Here is a 21,509-nt window from a genome sequence, read left to right as displayed (position 1 = left end):
CTATTCGCTCCCGGGCCGGGCTTCGGCAACGGGGGGCGGCGCAGGTGCCCAAGTCCTTTCAACGGTCACGTAGTCCGTATCGGATGGATTGCTGAGCACGCGGGCGATGGCGCCATCGCGCAGCAGCTTGGTGATGACGGCCATCGGCGTGCCGGGGCGATAAAGGCCGCCCGATCCCGTGGTCACCATTACGTCGCCGGGACGTAACGGGTTGAGCCCCAGGTTGACGAGGCGGATGCGGATGGTGCCGTCGCCCTGGCCTTGCGCAAAGGCGGAAACGCCATCGCGCGCACGGCGCACCGGGACCAGGCTTTCGGTGTCGGTGATCAGCAGGACCCGGGAACTAGACGCGCCGACTTCGAGCACGCGGCCGACGAGGCCCAGCGGCGAGCGTATAGGCATACCCTTGGCAACACTGCGATCCGCGCCGGCGCCCAATGTGGCGAAACGCCGCGTACTGGCACCGGTGGAGCCAACGAGGCGTGCGTAAGCAACCGGCTGCACATCATCGTTGCGCAAGTCCAGCAACTGCTTGAGGCGGCGATTTTCATCCTTGGTGGCCTGCGCTTCAGCAAGGCGCACCTTGGCTTCCGCGAGTTCTCGTTCCAGCCGGGCGTGTTCGCTTCCGGTCTTGAAGAAGCCGGAAACCTCGCCGAAGAAAGTCCTCGTCGCGCTGCGGCCACCGGCGCTCGCCTGTGCGGCGGGTTCGGTTACGTCAGCGGCAGCCCCGCGCAGCAACGCAAAAGCGCCGGGATTTACGATCGCGACAACCAGCAGGACAAGGCCAACCACCGCGCCGATGACGCCGGCAGTATAACTGAAGAACGTCGAATACTGCGCCCTGCGGGAAAAACCGGAGCGCCGATTTGCTGGCGGTGCCATGCGCCATGCACTCCTGTCATTTTCGCGGCGTATCCGTGCAGGAAAGGCCCGCCGCGCACATCATGAGGGAGGCGACCGTCCGTAGGATCGGCCGCCGCACCTCGCATTGGATCAGGCGGACATCAGGACGCCCCGATAGATCGGGTCTTCCATCGCGCGTCCGGTGCCCAGCGCCACGCAGGACAGCGGGTCTTCGGCGACGCAGACCGGAAGGCCGGTTTCTTCGCGCAGATAGGCGTCGAGGCCCTGGATCAGGGCGCCGCCGCCGGTGAGCACGATGCCCTGGTCGACGATGTCAGCAGCGAGTTCAGGCGCAGTGTTCTCAAGCGCGATACGCACGCCTTCGATGATCTGTCCGATCGGCTCTGCCAACGCCTCGGCGATGTTCGCCTGGGAAATGGTGATTTCCTTGGGCACGCCGTTGACGAGGTCGCGGCCCTTGATGTGGATCGTCTCGCCGATGCCGTCCGCCGGCATGATGGCGATGCCGTAGTCCTTCTTGATGCGTTCCGCCGTGGCGTCGCCGATCAGGAGGTTGTGGTGACGGCGTACGTAGGAGACGATCGATTCGTCCATCTTGTCGCCGCCGACACGCACTGAAGTGGTGTAAGCAAGGCCGCGCAGGCTGAGTACCGCGACTTCGGTGGTGCCGCCGCCGATGTCGACCACCATCGAGCCGACCGGCTCGGTCACCGGCATGTCGGCACCGATCGCTGCGGCCATAGGCTCGAGGATCAGGTAGACCTGGCTGGCGCCTGCATTGCTGGCCGCGTCGCGGATGGCGCGGCGTTCCACCGACGTGGAACCCGACGGCACGCAGATCACGATCTCGGGATAACGGAAGAGGTTCTTCTTGCCATGCACCTTGCGGATGAAATGCTTGATCATCTCTTCCGCAATTTCGATGTCGGCGATAACGCCGTCGCGCAGCGGGCGGATGGCCTCGATGTTGTCCGGGGTCTTGCCCATCATCATCTTGGCGTCGTCGCCGACTGCCTTGACCTTCTTGATGCCGTTCAGCGTCTCGATCGCGACGACCGAAGGTTCGTTCAGGACAATTCCGCGATCCTGCACGTAGACAAGCGTGTTAGCTGTCCCGAGGTCGATCGCCATGTTCTGGGAGCCGAGTTTGAAGAATCGCGAGAAGACGCCGGCCATCTAAAATCCGTTTCTTTCCAATCGCTTGCCGAATGAGTTTCGGAACCAGCGAGAGGCGTTTTTACGTGGGAGGGCACCCCTTAGCCCATCGATTTGGGAAAGGCCAAAATATTGTGGCCTTTTCCGGGGGGAAACGCAGCAAGCCCGTCTCGAATTTCCTGCGCTTCGTCGCTAGATTCGCTCTCTTGTCGCCGCATCGCGTCATTGACGGTCTGCGCTCCTTCATCAGCCGAGAATCATATGCCTACGATCCGCCGCCTGCCTGAACACCTGGTCAACCGCATCGCCGCCGGCGAAGTGGTCGAGAGGCCGGCGGCTGCGCTCAAGGAACTGGTCGAGAATGCGATCGACGCGGGTTCTACGGAAATCACCGTGCGCCTCGCCTCGGGCGGCCTGGACATGATTGAGGTTACCGACGACGGCTGCGGCATGCGGTCCGACGAGATCGCTCTGGCGCTGGAACGCCATGCCACGTCGAAACTGCCTGACGAACAGATCGAACTCGTTGCTACGCTTGGTTTTCGCGGCGAGGCGCTGCCCTCAATAGGCTCGGTTGCGCGGCTGACCATCGAAAGCCGGCCCCGCGATGCGCAGGAAGGCTGGAAGCGGGTGGTCGACCATGGCGTGGTCACATCCGATGCCCCTGCCGCCTTGCCGCCGGGCACGCGCATCCGCGTGGAGGACCTGTTCGGCAAAGTGCCTGCGCGGCGCAAGTTCCTGCGCTCATCGCGTTCGGAGTATGCTGCGTGTCTAGACGTGGTTCGGCGCCTGGCGATGGCAAGGCCCGATGTCGGTTTCATCATGGAGCATGATGGTCGCCGTGTGCTGGCGGTTCAGCCGCGCGAAGAACTGGCGGCGCGGGTTGCCCGCCTCATCGCCCGTGAACTGTCCGAGGACGGCGTCCTGATTGAGGCTGAACGTGGCAACGCGCGCCTGACCGGCGTAGCGGGCCTGCCTACCTACAACCGGGGCGTCGCCGATCACCAGTATCTCTTCGTCAACGGGCGTCCGGTGAAGGACCGTTTGTTGGTGGGCGCGGTGCGCGGGGCTTACTCGGACATGCTCGCGCGGGACCGTCATGCGGTGCTGGCGTTGTTCCTTGAAATTCCGCCTGAGGATGTCGACGTCAACGTCCATCCCGCCAAGACCGAAGTGCGTTTCCGTGACCCGGCTTTTGTGCGTGGTTTCCTCGTCGGGGCCTTGCGCCATGCGCTGGAAGGCGCCGGGCAGAAGAGCGCTCAGCCTGCTGCCACCGCAGCGATGAATATGTGGCAGGTCGAGCCGGCAACGCCCGCGCCGACACCGTCGCTCGGTTCGCTGTTCGCGCGGGAATATGGTGGTTCACCTCAGCGATACGAAGGCTCGCGGGTGTCCGAAGCGGGGACTGTTTGGCGATCCTACGAAGCCGAAGTCATGGCTCAGCCTTCCTCGCGCGCCGAACCCGCTGCGGAGACGACCGCGGAGGACTTGCGCTATCCGCTGGGCGTTGCGCGTGGGCAAGTGTCCAATACCTATATCGTCGCGGAAGCGGAAGACGGCCTCGTCATCGTCGACCAGCACGCTGCGCATGAACGCCTTGTTCTGGAGCGCCTCAAGGCAGCGGGCGCGGAAGAGGCGATGAACCGCTCACAGGCGCTGCTTTTGCCGGAGGTGGTCGAACTGGAAGAGCCGGCCTGTGACGCGCTGGAGGACAAGATCGGCGATCTCGCCCGCCACGGCCTCGTGCTCGAACGTTTCGGGCCTTGCGCGATGCTGGTGCGGGCGGTGCCTTCGGTATTGTCGAAAAGTGATGTGACCGCGCTGGTGCGCGATGTCGCGGATGATCTCGCCCGCAACGGCGACGCCCTGCTTCTGGGCGAAAAGCTGGACCTCGTGCTGGCGACGATGGCTTGCCACGGGTCGGTGCGGGCGGGCCGCGCGCTGTCAGTTGCCGAGATGAATGCGCTGCTGCGTGAAATGGAGCGCACGCCGCGTTCGGGGCAATGCAACCATGGCCGCCCCACGTGGGTTAAGCTTGCCCATCAGGACATAGAAAAACTGTTCGGGCGAAAGTGATGCAAAAGACGCTAGTGACATTGGCAGCTCTCGCTTTTCTGGCGGGCTGCGGGAAAGAAAATCCGGCGCAGGAGGCGGCAGAGGACGCGCGCGACGTGGCGATGGTCGAGAAAATGAACCAGGCGCCGTTCAAGCCGACCCTCCCTATCGCTATCACTAGCGAGGATGTCGAACGCTACGGTCTCGACAAGCCTGGCTGCGTGTTCAGCAAGGGGCAGGGCGCCGCCAAGGCGGAAGATCCGATCTTCATCGCCGGCAAGGACGAGGGCTTCATGCGGGTGGGGACAGACCTCAAGCGCTTTTCCGCCAAGGATGTCAGCGCCGACCTGCCGGGCGGCGCGCGCACAAGCTATGTCGGGCTTGCAAGCTGGATCGACATCGTGCGCCTGCCTGACGCAGGAACCGGCAGCGACGGTCTTACCTGGCCGGCGCGCCTGATCGTGCACGACGCGCAGGAGCGTGTGGCCTTTCGCGCCGATGGCACCATGACCTGCCGCAGTTAGAGCATCCCTGTCAGCATCTGGGCCAGCATCCATATGGCCATGCCTACCATGAACAGGTTCTCGGTCAGCGATACAAAGCCGAGCGGTACGTTGCCCGATCCGCCGACGCAGGCGCATTTGAGTTCGCGCTTCTGGACATAGACAGCGTAGAACACGGACACTGCGCCGATCGTGCCGATTAGCAGGCCCACGGGTATCGAAAGCCACGGCAGTGCGTGGGCGGTCATCAATGCGCCGGTCGTCCATTCGAGGAACGGATAGGCATAGGCATAAGGCACCAGGCGCTTGGCCAGCAGGTCGTAGCCCAGGAACATCGTCGAGAACTGCTCGATGTCCTGCAGCTTCAGCATGGCGAGCAGCATCATCGTCATCGACACGAACCATTCCAGCGCGCGCGGCGTGAAAGGTGTGCCGTAGGTCGCCCAGCTGACCGCCGTCGCAAGGCCGGCGCCGGTGGCGAAGACGGCCAGCACCGGGCGGTAGGTCTTCGCTTTCGGGTCGTGGACCTTGAGCCCGAAATGCGTGCGCAGGTCGGTGTAGCCGCCGACCCGCTTGCCGCCAATGAAGGTCTGCGGGGTGGTGGCGACGCCGTTTTCGGCCTTGAACGCGTCGGTTTCCTCGCGACTGGTGAGCCAATGATCCTCGACCTTGTAACCGCGCTTTTCGAGCAGGTATTTCGACTTCACGCCCCAAGGACAGACGTGCTTTTCGAAGACCATGCGGTGGAGGATGGCGGTCGGTTTCGAGGAGTGGTCGTTTGTCATGAACGGGCTTATAGCTTCCGTACCATGGTACGGAGTCAAGCATGGCGCTGACAATTTCGGAACTGGCCCGCAGCGGCGGCGTGGGCGTCGAGACGGTGCGCTTCTACCAGCGCAAGGGACTGCTGCGCGATCCTCGGCCGGGCGGGGTGGGGGGCGCCAAGGGGCAGCGCCATTACGCGGATGAGGATGTGCGCCGGCTCGGCTTCATCCGCTCGGCCAAGGCGGCCGGGTTCATTCTGGACGAGATCGCCGAACTGCTGGGCCTGGATGCCAGCGACGACCGCGCCCGGGCGCGGGAGATGGCGGAGGCACGGCTTGCTCACCTCGACAGCGAGATCGCGGCACTGGAGCGGGCCAGACAGTCGCTGCGGCGGTTGGCGGGCGAGTGCGCCGGCAGCAAAGCGGGGCCGTGCCCGATCATCGAAGCGTTTGAAGAAAAACGCGGCGGCTAACGCTTCTGCCGGGAAGGCGGGGGTTTAGTTGATGACATACATGCGCCGGACCGCGTTCTTGTGAACGAGAGCGGGGTGGTTTGATCGACGATGGAAAGAGCCTGCGCGATAGTAGCAGGCAGCGGCGTTGTAGGAAAATCGAAGGGCTGCTGCTGAATCGAGCGCCTGCCGGGCGTTAGAATGCTGTCGTCGTCCCGGCGAAGGCTGGGAAGACGACAAGACAGCGCGGGCCGTCCTCCCGCAGGAAAACGGCCCGCGGTCAATCGTCAGACGTTGAACTTGAAGTGCAGCACGTCGCCGTCGTGGATGACGTATTCCTTGCCTTCCTGGCGCAGCTTGCCGGCTTCCTTGGCGGCGGCTTCGCCGTTCAGCGATACGAAGTCGTCGAAGGCGATGGTTTCGGCGCGGATGAAGCCGCGCTGCATGTCGGAGTGGATCGTGCCGGCCGCTTCGGGAGCCTTCGCGCCCTTGTGCACGGTCCAGGCGCGCGCTTCCTTGGGGCCGACGGTGAAGAAGGTCAGCAGTTCGAGCAGCTCGTAACCAGCGCGGATGATGCGGGCGAGGCCGGCTTCCTGCAGGCCCATTTCCTCAAGGAAGACCAGCCGGTCGTCCATCTCCATGCCGGTCAGTTCCGACTCGATCGCGGCCGAGACGATGACGGCGCTGGCGCCCTCTGCCGCAGCCTTTTCGAATACGCGCGCGGAGAAGGCATTGCCTTCGGATGCGGCTTCTTCCTCGACGTTGCAGACGTAGAGCACCGGCTTGGCGGTGATGAGCTGGGCCTGAAGGAAGACGCGCTCCTCGTCCTCGTCCCTGGGCTTGGTCAGGCGCGCGGGCTTGCCTTCGCGCAGCAGGTCCAGTGCCTGGCCAAGGACGGAAGCGGCGATCTTGGCTTCCTTGTCGCCCTGGGTGGCCTTCTTCTGGGCGGCGGGAACGCGCTTTTCCAGGCTTTCGAGGTCGGACAGCAGCAGCTCGGTCTCGACCGTCTCGGCGTCGGCGATGGGGTCGATCTTGTTGTCGACGTGCTGGATGTCGTCGTTTTCGAAGCAGCGCAGGACGTGGATGATCGCGTCCACTTCGCGGATGTTGCCGAGGAACTGGTTGCCCAGGCCTTCACCCTTGGACGCGCCGCGCACGAGGCCGGCGATGTCCACGAAAGACAGCTGGGTGGGGATGATCTTGGCCGAACCGGCGATCGCCGCCAGCTTGTCGAGGCGCGGGTCGGGCACGCCCACCTGGCCAACGTTCGGCTCGATCGTGCAGAACGGATAGTTGGCCGCCTGCGCTGCCTGCGTCTCGGTCAGCGCATTGAACAACGTCGACTTGCCGACATTGGGAAGGCCCACGATCCCGCAACGAAAACCCATCGATAACTCCGAATACAAACTATGGCGCACCGATAGCGGTGCCTTGTTGCCGCGCCCATAGCGCTGCTACCGTGACTTGACCAGTTCGCCGCGAAAGATCGCCTGCAATGAGGCGCCGGTTGACGGAAATTTCAGGCATTGGCCCTAGTTCGGTAGAATGAAGGCTTCCATCCACTTCGCCCTGCCGCTTGCAGCCCTGCTTGCGCTGACCGCCTGCGGAGAGAGCCCCGAGGCCCTGTTCGCCAAGGCGCGCGAGGATTTCGCCGCCGAGAACTATCAGGAGGCGCGCATCGCGCTTGGTTCTGCGCTGGGCGAGCGGCCGGGAGACAGCGCGATGCTGGCGCTGCTGGTCGAGACGCACCTGCGCCTGGGTGACATCGACGGCGCAGAAGGGGGGCTGCGGCGGCTCGAACGCGCTGGAGGGAAAGGGCCTGCACTGGCGCGGATGAAAGCCCAGATCGCGCTGTTGCGGCAGAAACCGGAACAGGCGCTGGCTTTGCTGGGCGCGGATGACAGCGCCGACGGCTGGCGCATCCGCGCGGAATCGCACCTTGCGCTGGGGGCGGACGATGCGGCGCGGCAAGCGTTCGAGCAAGGCATGGTGGGCGGCGGAGATATTCGCCTTGCCTCTTCCTACGCGCGCTATCTGCTGCTGAACGACGATCTTCCCCGCGCTGCCTTTGTGCTGCGACGGATGCAGGCACTGGCGCCCCGGTCTTACGAGGCGCTGGTGATGGCGGGCGACCTTGCCGCCGCGCAGGGGCGGGACGAGGCAGCGATCGCGGCTTATCGCAAGGTGACCGAGGCGTTCCCGGACAGGGCGCCGCCGTTCCTCGCGCTCGCCAACCTGCAGGATGCGGCGGGCCGGGTCGATGAAGCCTCGGCGCTGGTGGAGCAAGCGGGCAAGATCGCCCCGAACGACCCGGAAGTGGAAGATCTGCGCTTTCAGCTGATGTCCGAAAAGGGCGAGTGGGAGCAGATCAGGGACGCGCTGCAATCGCGCGAATCCTCCCTCCAGCCGGGATCGGCGCTGAGCATGACGTATGGCGAGGCGCTGCTGCGGCTGAACCATCCGGAGCAGGCGCGCGTGATCTTTCGCCGGGCGGTGCTACGGCTTCCGGGCAATCCCTATGCGCGGCTGATGCTGGGCGAAGCGCAACTGGCGAGCGGGGACGCGCAGGGCGCATGGACGACGCTGGAACCGTTGGCGGCCACCACCCTGGCACGGACGGACGTTCTGGAACGCGCGGAACAGGCGGCGCGGCAGATCGGCGCGCCGGAGGCGGCAGGGCTTCGCGCGCGGCTCGACCCGGCGCGGCTAAAGGCGACCATGGCGTTGATCGATCACGGCGAGGGGGCCCTGGCCGGGCAGGATTGGGCCACGGCGGTGTCAGTCTACACCCGCTTGCTGGAGCGCGGGGAAGATCCCGAGGTGTTGAAGCGGCTCGCGCTGGCGAACAGCCGGATGGGGGATGCGGGCGCCGCCATCGCCCATGCGGACCGTGCGGCGGCGCTGGACCGGGACAATGCGGACTATCTCCATATGGCGGGAGCCGTGCGTCTGTCGGCGGGCAGGGATCTTGCCCAGGCGCGGCGGCTGCTGGAAGCGGCGGCGCTGGCCGATCCGGACAACCGCGACATCGCGCGTGACCTCAAAAAGGCGAAAGCCGCCGCCGGGTGAAACCGGCGGCGGCCTTGCCGTTCGCTATCATGATCATCCGCCGGTGTCCGCACTCACGCCAAATGCGGCCGGCGGCGGGATGACGCCGCCTTAGCCGCGAGCCTTGCGGCGGCGGGCATAGGCCAGGCCGAGCAGCCCGACGCCGAGCATGCCGAGCATGCCGGGCTCGGGAACGGCGGTGCCGCCCGACGAACCGCCGCTGCTGCCGCCCGAAGTCGACGTGGTCGTTCCGCCAGAGGTGGTGGTGCCGCCAGAGGTGGTGGTGCCGCCGGACGTCGTCGTGGTCCCGCCCGAGGTCGAGGTCGTGGTCGTTCCGCCCGAAGTCGACGTGGTCGTGGTGCCGCCCGAAGTGCTGCTGCTCGACGAGGAGGAACCGCAGAGCTTCTTGCCCGCGCTGTGGCCGCAGCCGCACGAGTGCTTGTGGCTGTTGCCGCCCCAGTTCCAGGTCGCATGCGCCGGTGCGCTCAGGCCCATGCTCGCGGCGGTGGTGAGCGAAAGCGCGAGCAGTGTCTTGCGGAACATCGTAGTCTACCCCTTGGTTACCCTATTGATTGACGGATGCTACGCAATCACTGTGCCAATCGCGGATTTACTAGGGTTTCGTTGGTTAACGACATTAAGTGCGTGGGCGATCTGTAAACTAACTCGACAGCGCGAACGTCAGTCCTTCTGGCGCAGCGCCACGTCGTTCATGAAACGGGTATCGTCCCCGGCGGCAAGGCGGTCGGCCTCCGCCGCGATGGCGCCCAGCATGCCCGAAAGCGGGTCGATCTCGTCCTTGGCGTAATTGCCCAGCACATAGCCGCTGACGCGGTCCTTGTGGCCGGGGTGGCCGATGCCCAATCGCACGCGGCGGAATTCCGCGCCCAGATGCTGGTCGATGGAGCGCAGGCCATTGTGGCCGGCATGGCCGCCGCCCTGCTTGATCTTGACCTTGAAGGGCGCAAGGTCGAGTTCGTCGTGGAAGACGGTGAGGGCGGACATCTCCAGCTTGTAGAAACGCATCGCCTCGCCCACCGCGCGGCCGCTTTCGTTCATGAAAGTGGCGGGTTTCAGGAGCAGGATCTTGTCGCTGCCGATACGGCCTTCCTGGAGCCAGCCCTGGAACTTCTTCTGCACCGGGCCAAAGCCGTGGATGTCCGCCAGCGCATCGGCGACCATGAAGCCGACGTTATGCCGGTTGAAGGCATATTGCGGTCCGGGATTGCCCAGACCGACCCAAAGCTGCGTGGCCATTCGCGTCTTTCCTCGAAACGATCGGGCTTAAAAAAGAAAAGGCCCTTCCCGCGCACCGGATCGCCGGGGCGGGAAGGGCCGTTTCGAGTCCGGCGAAGCTTATTCGGCTTCGGCTTCGGCCTCTTCGCCTTCGGCGCTGCGCAGGGCAGACGGCGTAGCGATGGTAGCGATGGTGAAATCGCGGTCGGTGATCGCGCTCTCGACGCCCTTGGGCAGCGTTACGTGGGCGAAGTGGATCGATTCGCCCAGGTCGAAGCCGGTGAGGTCGATGGTGATCTCATGCGGGATCTTCTCGGCGTCGCAGACCAGTTCCAGATCGTGGCGAACGACGTTGAGCACGCCGCCACGCTTCAGGCCCGGCGAGGCTTCTTCGTTCTCGAACACCACCGGCACGTTGACGTGCACGGTCGCGCCCTTGGCGACGCGCAGGAAGTCGACGTGGAGCGGACGGCTCGACACCGGGTGGAAGGCAACGTCCTTGGGCTGCGTGCGATACTTCTTGCCGCCGACTTCAACCTCGATGATCGAGTTGAAGAAGTGGCCGGTCATCAGCTGACGGGTCAGTTCCTTCTCTTCGAGGTGGATCGACAGGGGTTCTTCCTTGCCGCCGTAGACAACTGCGGGGACGCGGCCATTACGACGCAGATCACGGGAGGCTCCCTTGCCATTCCGTTCACGCGTCTCGGCCGGCAGGTTAAGCGTATCGCTCATGGGACGTGCCTTTCAAAACTGGATAAATCTCGGTACGAGACCGCTCATCGGCCCTGCACCGCCCGTCACGCCTCCAGGGATGACCACGACGGGAAGGCGCGGCCCTTATCCGCATAGGGTATAAAATGCAAGCCGGGATCGGCGGCGGGGGCTTCGACAGGCTCAGCCTCAGGGTGAGCGGATGTCAGCCTATGTTCTCAAATCCGCTCAGGCTGAGCTTGTCGAAGCCCCCGCGCCCTACTCCACCCGGGTAACAGTAAAGCCCTGCTTCGTCAGCATTGCCGGAAGCCCCTGCGGCCCGGCCATGTGCGCCGCGCCCACCGCTACGAACGGCTCCTCCCCCGCGCGCACCGCCTCGGCGATCCGTGCGCTCCAGCGGCGGTTGCGGCCGGTGAACAGCACTTCGCGAAGCTGCGGATCGGCGAGCAGGCCCGAGCGGGTTTCCGCCTCGATCGCCTTCATGTCTCCGGTGCGCCAGCTTTTCGCCAGATCGCGGTCGGGTATCGATGCCTCGGAGACGACGGCGGCGAGCAGGCCGCGCTGTTCGCGTTCGGGCAGCGCATCGAACAGGCCGAGCTGGGCTGCGGCGCCTTCCAGTTCCACCACCGGAAGCCGCCCCGCCTGCGCGATCAGCGCACGATCGACGCCGTTGCGGGCATCGTCGTCCTCGGCCCCGGCGCGGGCTAGGGTGAGGGCGGCGGCCCAGGTGTCCATCCCGGAGAAATCATCGTCGCCGTGGCCGCTTTTCTTCAATAGCGCGGCAAGGGCAGGGCGGTCCTTCGCGGGCACGCGGCTAGACAGCGGCGGCTCGCCTTCGCTGCGGGCGAGCCGGGCGAACGTGGCGGCGACTTCCGATTCGTCTGCAAGGTTGCCCACCTCGACCATGATCGCGCCCGATTGCTTCAGGGCCGCGTCCACCTCCGCCGTGCGCCATTTCAGCGGCCGGTCGGAGGAGTGGATCGTCCCGAACAGCCACCCCGCATGGCCCTGTGCATCCGTGATGCGCCACAGGGCCGGATGCGCCGCCCTCGGCTCGGGCGAGCAGGCCAGCAGGGCCAGCGGCAGCAGGAAGGCAAGCGCCCGCATCGAAATTACTGCACCCGCTTCGAGGTGACACCGGCGGCGGCAAGCTGGTCCTGCACGCTGCCCGGCCCGGCCAGATGCCCCGCGCCGACCGCCACGAAGACAGTGCCCGGCTGGTCCAACCGCGCTTTCAGCCACTTGGCCCAGGCCACGTTGCGGTCGGTAATCAGCACCTTGCGCATTTCGGGGTCGCTCTCGTCCTCATTAAGAAGCTGGGCGAGGTGTTCGGCGTTGCCCGTTTTCCATGCCGCGACCATGTCGTCGATGTCGGCCTTCACGGTCGGCAGCGCCTCGATGACTTCGCCGAGGTAAGTGCGCTGCGTGGCTTCGGGCAGGTTGTCGAACAGGCCGATCTGGTACTCGGCGGTTTCGAAGGCGTGGTTGGCCATATGGCGCGCGCGTGCCTTTGCGGCGACCTGCGCGTCGATGCCGCTTTCGGTGCTGTAGCCTGCGGTCTTGAGCGGCAGCAGCGTGAGCATCAGCGCGGCGAACCAGGTATCGTTGCTGTCGAACGCCGCCGCCGGGATGCCCAGCGAGGCCATCGCCGCTTCATAAGCCGCGCGTTCCTTGGCAGGCAGCGCCGCGCGCAGGGCCTTGCCGTCCTCGCGCAGGCTCATCTTCATGACCATGCCTTGCGACTGCTCGGCCTCGTCAATGGGGATCTCCGTCACCAGTTGCTGCGCGCTGTCTAGCGCCTTGGCGACCGGGCCGGCGTACCAGTTCACCTGCTCGGGCAGGACGTGGATCGTCCCGAACAGCCAGATCGTGGTATCCTCGTCCGACACCTTCCACAGCGCGGGGCGCACGGCCGGAGCGGCTGCGGCAGCCTCCTCCCTGGCAGAGGCGGCGGGAGACGGAAGTGCGAAGAAGGCCAGTGCCGGGGCGGCAAGCCAGAAGCGTAAGCGGGACATGGCGCGCCCTATGCACGATAGCGGCCCCCTCATCCAGCAGCGTCATCCGGATGACTTGCCGTCACGTAATAGACACGCTTGGCTGCTTTTGCCGTGCAACTTGGCGCCATTTTGGGCTTTGCGCGGTTGATTTGGCAGGCCTGATCCGCCAAAGGCCCCGCAACAATACGACAAGCCCATAAACCGACGGAAACTGCATGACCGCCGCTAAAGAGCCGCTCAGCTTCCAGGACATGATCCTGACGCTCCACAATTTCTGGAGCGCACAGGGCTGTCTCATCCTGCAGCCCTACGACATGCGCATGGGCGCGGGCACGTTCCACCCCGCCACCACGCTGCGCGCGCTCGGCCCGGAGCCGTGGAAGGCCGCCTATGTGCAGCCCTCGCGCCGCCCGACCGACGGCCGTTATGGTGAGAACCCGAACCGCCTTCAGCACTATTACCAGTATCAGGTGATCCTGAAGCCGAACCCCGAGAACCTGCAGGAACTCTACCTCCAGAGCCTCGCGGCGATCGGCGTCGATCCGCTGGCGCATGACATCCGCTTTGTCGAGGACGACTGGGAAAGCCCCACGCTGGGCGCCTGGGGCCTGGGCTGGGAAGTGTGGTGCGACGGCATGGAAGTGACACAGTTCACGTATTTCCAGCAGATGGGCGGCTTCGATTGCAAGCCCGTCGCCGGGGAACTCACCTACGGTCTCGAACGACTGGCGATGTATATCCAGAACGTGGATTCGGTCTACGATCTGAGGTTCAACAACGAAGGCGTCAGCTACGGCGATGTCTTCCTCGCCAATGAACAGCAGCAGTCGAAGTACAACTTCGAGATCGCCGACACCGATGCCCTGTTCGCCGGTTTCAAGGCCGCCGAGGCTGAGTGCATGCGTTGCATCGAGGCGGAAATTCCCCTCGCCGCCTACGACCAGGCGATCGAGGCTTCGCACCTGTTCAACCTGCTTCAGGCGCGGGGCGTGATCTCGGTGCAGGAACGCGCCAGCTACATGGCCCGCGTGCGCGATCTCGCCAAGGGATCGTGCCAGTCGTGGATCGACACCAACAAGGATCGCTGGGAAGCCAAGTTCCCGGGGTGGACCATATGAGGCCTTGCACGATGGGGCTTCGACAGGCTCAGCCTGAGCGGAATCCAGGGGTTGTGCATTACCCGGCCCCGCTCATCCTGAGCCTGTCGAAGCCGCTCATCCTGAGCTTGTCGAAGGATGCTCGCGTCACATTCCCAATCCGCGAAACGGCCCACTGACATGACCGACTTCCTTCTCGAACTGCGCTGCGAAGAAATCCCCGCCCGGATGCAGGCGGGTGCGCGCGCTGACCTTGAAAAGCTGTTCCGCAAGGAAATGGGCGCCGCCGGCGTCACGCTGGGCCAGATCACCGTGTGGTCCACCCCGCGCCGCCTCGCGCTGATCGCGAACACGCTGCCGGACGTGACCGAGGCCGTGAGCGAAGAAACCAAAGGCCCCGCCACCAGCGCGCCTGATCAGGCGCTGGAAGGCTTCCTGCGCAAGACCGGCCTGACCAAGGACCAGCTTCAGGTCCGTGATCTCAAGGGCAAGGACACGTATTTTGCCGTGATCGAAAAGCCGGGCCGCGCCGTCAAGGACGTGCTGGCCGAGGCGGTCCCCGCCATCGTCCGCGCCTTCCCCTGGCCCAAGTCGCAGCGCTGGGGCAAAGCCTCGATCAGCACCGAATCGCTGCGCTGGGTGCGCCCGCTTTCCGGCATTGTCGCGATCCTGGGCGAAGACCTTGTCGAGTGCGAGATCGGCGGCATCGTCTCCGGCTGCGCCACCAAGGGCCACCGTTTCCACGCGCCGGGCGATATCACGATCGGCGGCGCGCATGATTATGCGCGCAAGCTGTCCGTCTGCCACGTCATCGTCGACCATGTCGAACGCCAGGACCTGATCCGCGACGAAGCGCGCAATGCCGCCGCCGCCGCCGGCCTCACGCTGGTCGAGGACGAGGGGCTGGTGATCGAGAACGCCGGCCTCACCGAATGGCCGGTGCCGCTGCTGGGCCGCTTCGACGAGGCATTCCTGGACGTGCCGCCCGAAGTCATCCAGCTCACCGCGCGCGTGAACCAGAAGTATTTCGTGTGCGAGGACGGCGCCAAGGAAACCGGGGGCGGCAAGCTCGCCAACGCCTTCGTCTGCACCGCCAACATCGACGCGGTCGATGGCGGCGAGGGGATCGTCGCCGGTAACCGCAAGGTCCTCGCCGCGCGCCTCTCCGATGCCCGCTTCTTTTGGGAGCAGGACAAGAAGACCGCGCTTTCGGACCACGCGAAGAAGCTGGCCCGCATCACTTTCCACGAAAAGCTGGGCACCGTCGCCGACAAGGTCGAGCGCGTGGCCAAGCTGGCCGAATGGCTCGCGAGCGAAGGCATCGTCCCGAACTGCGACCCCGCCCTGGCGCGCCAGGCAGCTGAACTATGCAAGGCGGACCTCGTCACCGAAATGGTCGGCGAGTTCCCCGAACTGCAGGGGCTGATGGGCGGCTACTACGCCCGCGCCGAGGGCCTGCCCGACGCCGTCGCCGACGCCATCCGCGACCACTACAAGCCGGTCGGGCAAGGCGATGACGTGCCGACTGCGCCAGTGACGGTGGCGGTTTCGCTGGCGGACAAGCTGGATACGTTGGTCGGGTTCTTCGGAATAGGCGAGAAGCCAACCGGATCAAAAGACCCATTTGCTCTTCGTCGAGCCATGCTTGGCACAATCCGTATAATTCGCGCCAATGGAATTCGCAGCCCACTGAACGTAGTGGTTCGTGGTGCAATGGGCATCTACCTCGACCATTTTAATAGCAATCACCCCATTGTCGTTCAGGGCTTCGGGGTCACCACAACGCAAGCCGACACGTTTGCAACGGAGTTCGTTCGTTTCAGCGTCGAGCGCCTGATCGTGCAGATGCGTGATGATGGTGTTCGCCACGACCTGATCACCGCAGCGTTCGAGCAAGCGTTAGACAGCGATCTGGTCCGCCTGCTCGCCCGCGTCCATGCGCTTCAGGCGTTCGTCGGCAGCGAGGACGGCACCAACCTCCTGGCTGGCTACAAGCGCGCGGCCAACATCCTGCGCAAGGAAGACTGGAAGGCCGAAACCGGCCATCCTCTGACTGGCGACGAGGACCCGCTCGAAAACGTCGACGATCCCGACATGCAGGAAGTCTACGCCGCCCGCTCCGCGCTTGGCTATGAGCCCGAGCCGGCGGAGAAAAATCTCATCGACGCGCTCGATGCTGCGGAACCGCAGTCGACTGCTGCAGTTGCTGACGAAGACTTCGCGGGCGCAATGAGTGCTCTGGCATCCTTGCGCGCGCCGATCGACGGGTTTTTCGATCAGGTGACAGTAAACGATACTGACGCCAATAAACGATATTCACGGCTTGCACTGCTTGATCGTTTTCGTGCTGCAGTGCACAACGTGGCAGATTTCTCGCGGATCGAGGGGTAGGAGGATTCCCCCTCGGTTCGTTTAACTTGCGCAAATCCGGTATAGGAAAGTCAGGGGATAGATGGTTCAGCAGGTCTACACGTTCGGCGGCGGCGTAAAGCATGAAGACCCCCGCTCGCGCGACAAGGTCATCACGGGCGGCAAGGGTTCCAACCTTGCGGAAATGGCCGGGATCGGCCTGCCGGTGCCTCCGGGCTTCACCATCACCACCGAGGAATGCGTAAAGTACCTCGCGGAAGGTGCCAACTTCTCGGACGAACTGCGCGCCGATGTGGCGCAGGCGTTGACCCACATCGAAAAGACCGTCGGCAAGAACTTCGGCGATGCCGCCGACCCGCTGCTGGTCTCGGTGCGCTCGGGCGCCCGCGTCTCGATGCCGGGCATGATGGACACCGTCCTGAACCTGGGCCTCAACGACGAAACCGTCGAAGGCCTGGTCAAGACTTCGGGCGATGACCGTTTCGCCTGGGATTCCTACCGCCGCTTCATCCAGATGTATTCCGACGTCGTTCTGGGCGTGGAACATCATCTGTTCGAGGAAGCGCTCGAAATCGCCAAGGAAGACAACGGCTACGACAACGACGTCGAACTGACGGCGGCCGACTGGCGCAAGATCGTCACGCAGTACAAGGCCATCGTCGAAGACGCACTGGGCCGCTCGTTCCCGCAGGACGTGCAGGAACAGCTCTGGGGCGCCATCGAAGCCGTGTTCGACAGCTGGGATTCCGACCGCGCCAAGGTCTATCGCCGCCTCAACGACATTCCCGCCGGCTGGGGCACTGCCGTCAACGTGCAGGCCATGGTCTTTGGCAACATGGGCGATACCTCGGCCACCGGCGTCGCCTTCACGCGCGATCCCGCGACCGGCGAGAAGGCCTATTACGGCGAATGGCTGGTCAATGCCCAAGGCGAGGACGTCGTCGCCGGCATCCGCACCCCGCAGTACCTGACCAAGGCCGCGCGGGAACGCGCCGGCGCCAAGCCGCTGTCGATGGAAGAAGCGATGCCGGGCGCTTACGGCGAGCTGGCCGCGGTTTTCGAGCTGCTCGAAAAGCACTACCGCGACATGCAGGACATCGAGTTCACGGTTGAGCGTAACAAGCTGTGGATGCTGCAGACCCGTTCGGGCAAGCGCACCGCCAAGGCCGCGCTCAAGATGGCGGTCGACATGGTGGAAGAGGGCCTCATCGACGAGGCCACCGCCATCCGCCGCATCGATCCCATGGCGCTCGACCAGCTGCTGCACCCCACGCTCGACCCCAAGGCCAAGCGCGACGTGCTGGGCAAGGGCCTGCCCGCTTCGCCGGGTGCCGCTTCGGGCGCGATCGTGCTCGACGCCGACACCGCTGAAAAGCGCGCGGAACGCGGCGACGCCGTGGTTCTGGTCCGCGTGGAAACCTCGCCCGAGGACATCCACGGCATGCATGCGGCCAAGGGCATCCTGACCGCACGCGGCGGCATGACCAGCCACGCCGCCGTCGTGGCGCGCGGCATGGGCCGCCCTTGCGTCTCGGGCGCATCGGGCCTCTCGATCGACATGAAGACGCGCACCCTGCGCATCGGCAGCCGCGAACTGAAGGAGGGCGACATCATCACCCTCGACGGTTCGACCGGCGAAATCATGGCCGGCGAAGTGGCGACCATCGAGCCTGAGCTGGCCGGCGATTTCGGCACGCTCATGGTATGGGCCGACAAGCATCGCCGCATGAAGGTGCGCACCAACGCCGAGACCCCGGCCGATTGCAGGATGGCCCGCCAGTTCGGCGCCGAGGGCATCGGCCTGTGCCGCACCGAGCACATGTTCTTCGATGCGGGCCGCATCTCGGCCGTGCGCCAGATGATCCTGGCCGAAGACGAGGCCGGCCGCCGCGCCGCTCTTGCCAAGCTGCTGCCGGAACAGCGCGCGGACTTCCAGGCGATCTTCGAGGTGATGGCGGGCCTGCCCGTCACCATCCGCCTGCTCGACCCGCCGCTGCATGAATTCCTGCCGCACAGCGACGCCGAGTTCGCCGATCTTTCGGACACCATCGGCATCGGCGTAGACACGCTCAAGCGCCGCGCCGACGAACTGCACGAGTTCAACCCGATGCTCGGCCACCGTGGCTGCCGTCTGGGCATCACTTTCCCCGAAATCTACGAAATGCAGGCCCGCGCCATCTTCGAGGCAGCCTGCGACGTGGCCAAGGCTTCGGGTGAAGCGATCGTGCCGGAAGTGATGATCCCGCTCGTCGCCACCAAGCGCGAACTGGAAATCCTCAAGAAGGTGGTCGACGAGGCCGCTGCCAAGGTCTTCGCGGACAAGGGCATGACGCTGGATTACCTCGTAGGCACCATGATCGAGCTGCCGCGCGCGGCGCTGATGGCAGGCGAGATCGCACAGGAAGCGAAGTTCTTCTCGTTCGGCACCAACGACCTGACGCAGACCACGCTGGGCGTCAGCCGCGACGATGCGGCACGCTTCCTCAGCCCCTACGTTGATAAGGGCATCTACCCGCGCGATCCGTTCGTCACGCTCGACATCGAGGGCGTCGGCCAGTTGGTCCAACTGGCGGCGGAACGTGGCCGCGCTACGTATGCCGATATCAAGCTGGGCATCTGCGGCGAGCATGGCGGCGATCCGGCCTCGATCGCGTTCTGCGAGAAGGTCGGCCTCGATTACGTCAGCGCCTCGCCTTACCGCGTGCCGATCGCCCGCCTTGCGGCGGCGCAGGCTGCGCTGGGCTGAAACTGAACGAAGCCCCCTCCATTGGTGGAGGGGGCTTCGACAGGCTCAGCCTGAGCGGATTAACAACTCCGTCATCCCCGCGAAGGCGGGGATCCACTTTTCGCGCAATGAAGCTGGATCCCCGCCTTCGCGGGGACGACGAGGGGTGTGGCTGGGCGGCTTAGTGCTGAAACGTGTCAGCGTTTCCAGCCGGATAGCGTCAATATCTCGAACCGCTCTACCGTGCGGCCGCCTTCACCGGCGGCCGCAAACGTTTCGCGGGCCTGCGCCAGCGCGGCCTTGCCAAGCGCCGGGCCGGGGTCGGCAAGCACGTTGGTCAGCGCCTGTCCGCGAAGATCGCCGACCAGCCGCTCCATGCTGCGGAAACCGACATCCACATGGCGGTGGTCGATCACCGGATCTGCGAATAGCGTGCGCTGGAGCAGTTGGCCGCCCGAACGCACGTCGACCGTGGGGTGGACGCGCGGCGCCGGGCGGTCGCCGTCGGCCGCCAGCATGACGTCGCGCATGATGGGCAGGCTGCCCGAGGACAGGAAGCTGGCGATCATCATGCCGCCGGTGTTCAGCGCCTTGCGAATGTGGACCAGCGCGCCGGGCAGATCGTTGACGGTGTCGAGCGTGCCCAGGCTGGCGATCAGGTCGAAGCTTTCGAAAGGGTAGGGCTGTTCTTCCTCGAATCCCGTGCCCGGCTCGGCCTCGGTGACGGCCACGCCGGCTGCCGTCAGCGTGCGGGCGAGGGCGCCAGTATAGTCGCCGATGACCAGCGCGGTGGCCGGCTCGAAGCGCAGGAACGAGAGGCGTTCGAGAACGTCCTCGACCATGTCGTCGATGAGATAGCGTGCCGGGTTGGGCTGCTGTTGCAGCGCCAGCATGCGCCGGCGGGCCGCGATGCGGCGGCGGGCGGAGAAGATGCGGGGGGGGACCTTGCTTTCCATGCCTGCTCCCCTGCCGCGTCGATGAAATCCTTGCAACAGCTTGTGGCGTTTCCTCGGCCGGATACGGTCGGTCCATGACTTTGGCCCAGGCGCTTTTGCCGCTCGTTGACCTCATATTCCCGCCGCGCTGCCCGCTGTGCGGCGCGGGGATCGGTGCGCAGACGGGGCTGTGCATGACGTGCTGGGCAACGCTGGCGATACCCGGCGATCCGGCCTGCGGGTCCTGCAACCGCCCATTCGGCGATGCGATGCCGGACGGCGGAACCTGCGCACCGTGCCTGGCCGATCCGCCCCGCCATGCCGGGATCGCCGCAGGAACGCTCTACAACGACACTTCGCGCAAGCTGGTGCTGGCGTTCAAGCACGGCAGCCGGCTGGCACTGGCGCCGATGATGGCGGGGCTGATGGTGCCCAAATTGTCCTTTATCGATGACGAGTGGCTGGTCGTTCCGGTGCCGCTGCACCGCTGGCGGATGTGGAAGCGCGGTTACAACCAGGCGGCGGAACTGGCGCGGCAGATCACCCGGCGCACCGGCGCCCGCCTTGGCGTTGACGTGCTGGAGCGGCGCAAGGCAACGCCGTCGCTGGGTGGTCTCGGCAAGCTCGCGCGCAAGCGTGTGCTGTCGGGGGTAATCGCCGTTCGACCCAGTCGGATCGATCTGCTGAAAGGCAGGAAAGTGGTGCTCGTCGACGATGTGCTGACCAGCGGAGCGACCAGCAATGCCTGTGTTTCGGCGCTACGGCGAGCGGGGGCGGAGCGGGTGGTGATCGCCTGTTTCGCGCGCGTACTGGACGAAGCGCTGGATACTACGTGAGCCTGAATACGAAAACGCCCGGGACCAGAGATCCCGGGCGTCCTCGTGACGAAACTCTTGGATCATGCTGCGTTTTGCCCCTGGCCGCGTGCATGACCCGATCCCTCATTGATCGCATTCCCTGAACCGTGGCGCCTTTGTAATCAGGTTCGTGTCTTTTCAGACACTTGCCTGAGAGCGACCTCTAGGTCAGTAGCAGCCCCCCAGCTGCAGCTACAAAATTCATCGAATCGCCTTTTTTTGAAAGAGGATTCGGCGGGTAAGGTGGATTTTGATCGTATGCTGTGGTTATCGTGCAACAATACTTCCACACAATGTCGAAACAGGGAAACCTTCAAGATGTCAGACGCGACCGCAGCAGAGCGCGAACTGGGAACCGCGTTCCTTCCGCGCTTCGATGCGCAGGGCCTGCTGATCGCGATCGCGGTCGATTCGCAGACCCGGGAAATCCTCATGGTCGCCTATATGGACGCCGAGGCGCTGGAAAAGACGCGCGAGACCGGGCTGGCACATTTCCATTCGCGTTCACGCGGGAAGCTGTGGCTCAAAGGAGAGACTTCGGGCCATTTCCTGCGGGTCGAGGAAATCCGCGTGGACTGCGATCAGGATGCGCTTGAACTTCGGGTAAAGCCCGAAGGCCCGGCCTGCCACACGGGCGCGCGCAGCTGCTTCTACCGCCGGATCGACGGTGAGGGCTTGGCGCGCATCGAAGACTGACGGTTTGCCCCTGTCCCGGACCTGATCCGGGACAGAGGCTGGAC

19 protein-coding genes are annotated in these 21,509 nt (G+C 64.9%); 9 read left to right on the top strand and 10 right to left on the bottom strand.

Annotated features, from left to right (window positions below; genetic code table 11):
* A complete protein-coding gene (gene mreC, locus TQ38_RS09915; RefSeq protein WP_043973017.1) occupies positions 1-882 on the bottom strand; it encodes a rod shape-determining protein MreC in 882 nt (293 codons plus the stop codon).
* Positions 883-993: 111 nt separating this feature from the next.
* The gene (locus TQ38_RS09910; RefSeq protein WP_043973018.1) at positions 994-2,040 is read right to left on the bottom strand and encodes a rod shape-determining protein; all 1,047 of its coding nucleotides are present in this window, start codon (positions 2,038-2,040) and stop codon (positions 994-996) included.
* Between the two features lie 240 nt (positions 2,041-2,280).
* Here TQ38_RS09910 and mutL point away from each other — a divergent pair, with 240 nt between their 5' ends.
* Both mutL and TQ38_RS09900 read left to right on the top strand, forming a co-directional pair.
* Positions 2,281-4,095, top strand: a complete 1,815-nt coding sequence (gene mutL, locus TQ38_RS09905; protein ID WP_043973019.1) for a DNA mismatch repair endonuclease MutL — start codon at positions 2,281-2,283, stop codon at positions 4,093-4,095.
* Positions 4,095-4,598: a hypothetical protein gene (locus TQ38_RS09900; protein ID WP_043973020.1), complete on the top strand. Its 504-nt coding sequence runs from the start codon at positions 4,095-4,097 to the stop codon at positions 4,596-4,598. The genes mutL and TQ38_RS09900 overlap by 1 nt, the downstream gene beginning before the upstream one ends.
* Here the strand turns inward: TQ38_RS09900 and TQ38_RS09895 are convergent.
* Positions 4,595-5,362, bottom strand: a complete 768-nt coding sequence (locus TQ38_RS09895) for a MauE/DoxX family redox-associated membrane protein (RefSeq protein WP_043973022.1) — start codon at positions 5,360-5,362, stop codon at positions 4,595-4,597. The genes TQ38_RS09900 and TQ38_RS09895 overlap by 4 nt on opposite strands.
* 41 nt (positions 5,363-5,403) lie before the next feature.
* On the opposite strand from TQ38_RS09895, the gene TQ38_RS09890 reads away from it, so the two are divergent.
* Positions 5,404-5,814 (top strand): MerR family transcriptional regulator, encoded by a 411-nt coding sequence (locus tag TQ38_RS09890; RefSeq protein ID WP_043973024.1) that lies wholly within the window; start codon positions 5,404-5,406, stop codon positions 5,812-5,814.
* Between the two features lie 266 nt (positions 5,815-6,080).
* On the opposite strand, the gene ychF is transcribed toward TQ38_RS09890, so the two are convergent.
* Positions 6,081-7,181 carry a redox-regulated ATPase YchF gene (ychF, locus tag TQ38_RS09885; protein ID WP_043973026.1) on the bottom strand — a complete coding sequence of 367 codons (1,101 nt, stop codon included), beginning with the start codon at positions 7,179-7,181 and terminating at the stop codon, positions 6,081-6,083.
* 157 nt (positions 7,182-7,338) lie between these two features.
* Between ychF and TQ38_RS09880 the strand changes: the two genes are divergently transcribed.
* The gene (locus TQ38_RS09880; protein ID WP_043973028.1) at positions 7,339-8,862 is read left to right on the top strand and encodes a tetratricopeptide repeat protein; all 1,524 of its coding nucleotides are present in this window, start codon (positions 7,339-7,341) and stop codon (positions 8,860-8,862) included.
* Positions 8,863-8,952: 90 nt separating this feature from the next.
* Here the strand turns inward: TQ38_RS09880 and TQ38_RS09875 are convergent, their stop codons facing one another.
* The 5 genes from TQ38_RS09875 to TQ38_RS09855 form a co-directional block, all read right to left on the bottom strand.
* Positions 8,953-9,384, bottom strand: coding sequence for a PEP-CTERM sorting domain-containing protein (locus tag TQ38_RS09875; RefSeq protein ID WP_043973030.1), 432 nt, complete (start codon positions 9,382-9,384; stop codon positions 8,953-8,955).
* A 138-nt stretch (positions 9,385-9,522) separates the two neighbouring features.
* On the bottom strand, positions 9,523-10,098 hold the full coding sequence (gene pth / locus TQ38_RS09870; protein ID WP_043973032.1) for an aminoacyl-tRNA hydrolase: 576 nt from the start codon (positions 10,096-10,098) through the stop codon (positions 9,523-9,525).
* 99 nt (positions 10,099-10,197) lie between these two features.
* On the bottom strand, positions 10,198-10,809 hold the full coding sequence (locus tag TQ38_RS09865; protein WP_043973035.1) for a 50S ribosomal protein L25/general stress protein Ctc: 612 nt from the start codon (positions 10,807-10,809) through the stop codon (positions 10,198-10,200).
* 237 nt (positions 10,810-11,046) lie between these two features.
* The gene (locus TQ38_RS09860; RefSeq protein ID WP_043973036.1) at positions 11,047-11,895 is read right to left on the bottom strand and encodes a TraB/GumN family protein; all 849 of its coding nucleotides are present in this window, start codon (positions 11,893-11,895) and stop codon (positions 11,047-11,049) included.
* 5 nt (positions 11,896-11,900) lie between these two features.
* Complete coding sequence (locus TQ38_RS09855; RefSeq protein WP_043973038.1) at positions 11,901-12,803, bottom strand: TraB/GumN family protein; 903 nt, start codon at positions 12,801-12,803, stop codon at positions 11,901-11,903.
* Between the two features lie 197 nt (positions 12,804-13,000).
* Here TQ38_RS09855 and TQ38_RS09850 point away from each other — a divergent pair, with 197 nt between their 5' ends.
* The 3 genes from TQ38_RS09850 (at position 13,001) to ppdK (ending at position 18,998) form a co-directional block, all read left to right on the top strand.
* Positions 13,001-13,903 (top strand): glycine--tRNA ligase subunit alpha, encoded by a 903-nt coding sequence (locus TQ38_RS09850; protein WP_043973040.1) that lies wholly within the window; start codon positions 13,001-13,003, stop codon positions 13,901-13,903.
* A 159-nt stretch (positions 13,904-14,062) separates the two neighbouring features.
* Positions 14,063-16,273: a glycine--tRNA ligase subunit beta gene (gene glyS / locus TQ38_RS09845; protein ID WP_043973042.1), complete on the top strand. Its 2,211-nt coding sequence runs from the start codon at positions 14,063-14,065 to the stop codon at positions 16,271-16,273.
* Positions 16,274-16,334: 61 nt separating this feature from the next.
* On the top strand, positions 16,335-18,998 hold the full coding sequence (ppdK, locus tag TQ38_RS09840; RefSeq protein WP_043973044.1) for a pyruvate, phosphate dikinase: 2,664 nt from the start codon (positions 16,335-16,337) through the stop codon (positions 18,996-18,998).
* 176 nt (positions 18,999-19,174) lie between these two features.
* Here the strand turns inward: ppdK and TQ38_RS09835 are convergent, their stop codons facing one another.
* Complete coding sequence (locus TQ38_RS09835; protein ID WP_043973046.1) at positions 19,175-19,933, bottom strand: methyltransferase domain-containing protein; 759 nt, start codon at positions 19,931-19,933, stop codon at positions 19,175-19,177.
* Positions 19,934-20,007: 74 nt separating this feature from the next.
* Here TQ38_RS09835 and TQ38_RS09830 point away from each other — a divergent pair, with 74 nt between their 5' ends.
* Both TQ38_RS09830 and hisI read left to right on the top strand, forming a co-directional pair.
* Positions 20,008-20,748 (top strand): ComF family protein, encoded by a 741-nt coding sequence (locus TQ38_RS09830; protein ID WP_043973049.1) that lies wholly within the window; start codon positions 20,008-20,010, stop codon positions 20,746-20,748.
* Positions 20,749-21,087: 339 nt separating this feature from the next.
* On the top strand, positions 21,088-21,465 hold the full coding sequence (gene hisI, locus TQ38_RS09825; protein WP_043973052.1) for a phosphoribosyl-AMP cyclohydrolase: 378 nt from the start codon (positions 21,088-21,090) through the stop codon (positions 21,463-21,465).
* Positions 21,466-21,509: the final 44 nt, after the last annotated feature.

The sequence above is a fragment of the Novosphingobium sp. P6W genome, assembly GCF_000876675.2.
Taxonomy (GTDB): Bacteria; Pseudomonadota; Alphaproteobacteria; order Sphingomonadales; family Sphingomonadaceae; genus Novosphingobium.
Note: the sequence above shows the minus strand (reverse complement) of the source record. Positions and strands in the feature narration are given on the sequence as shown.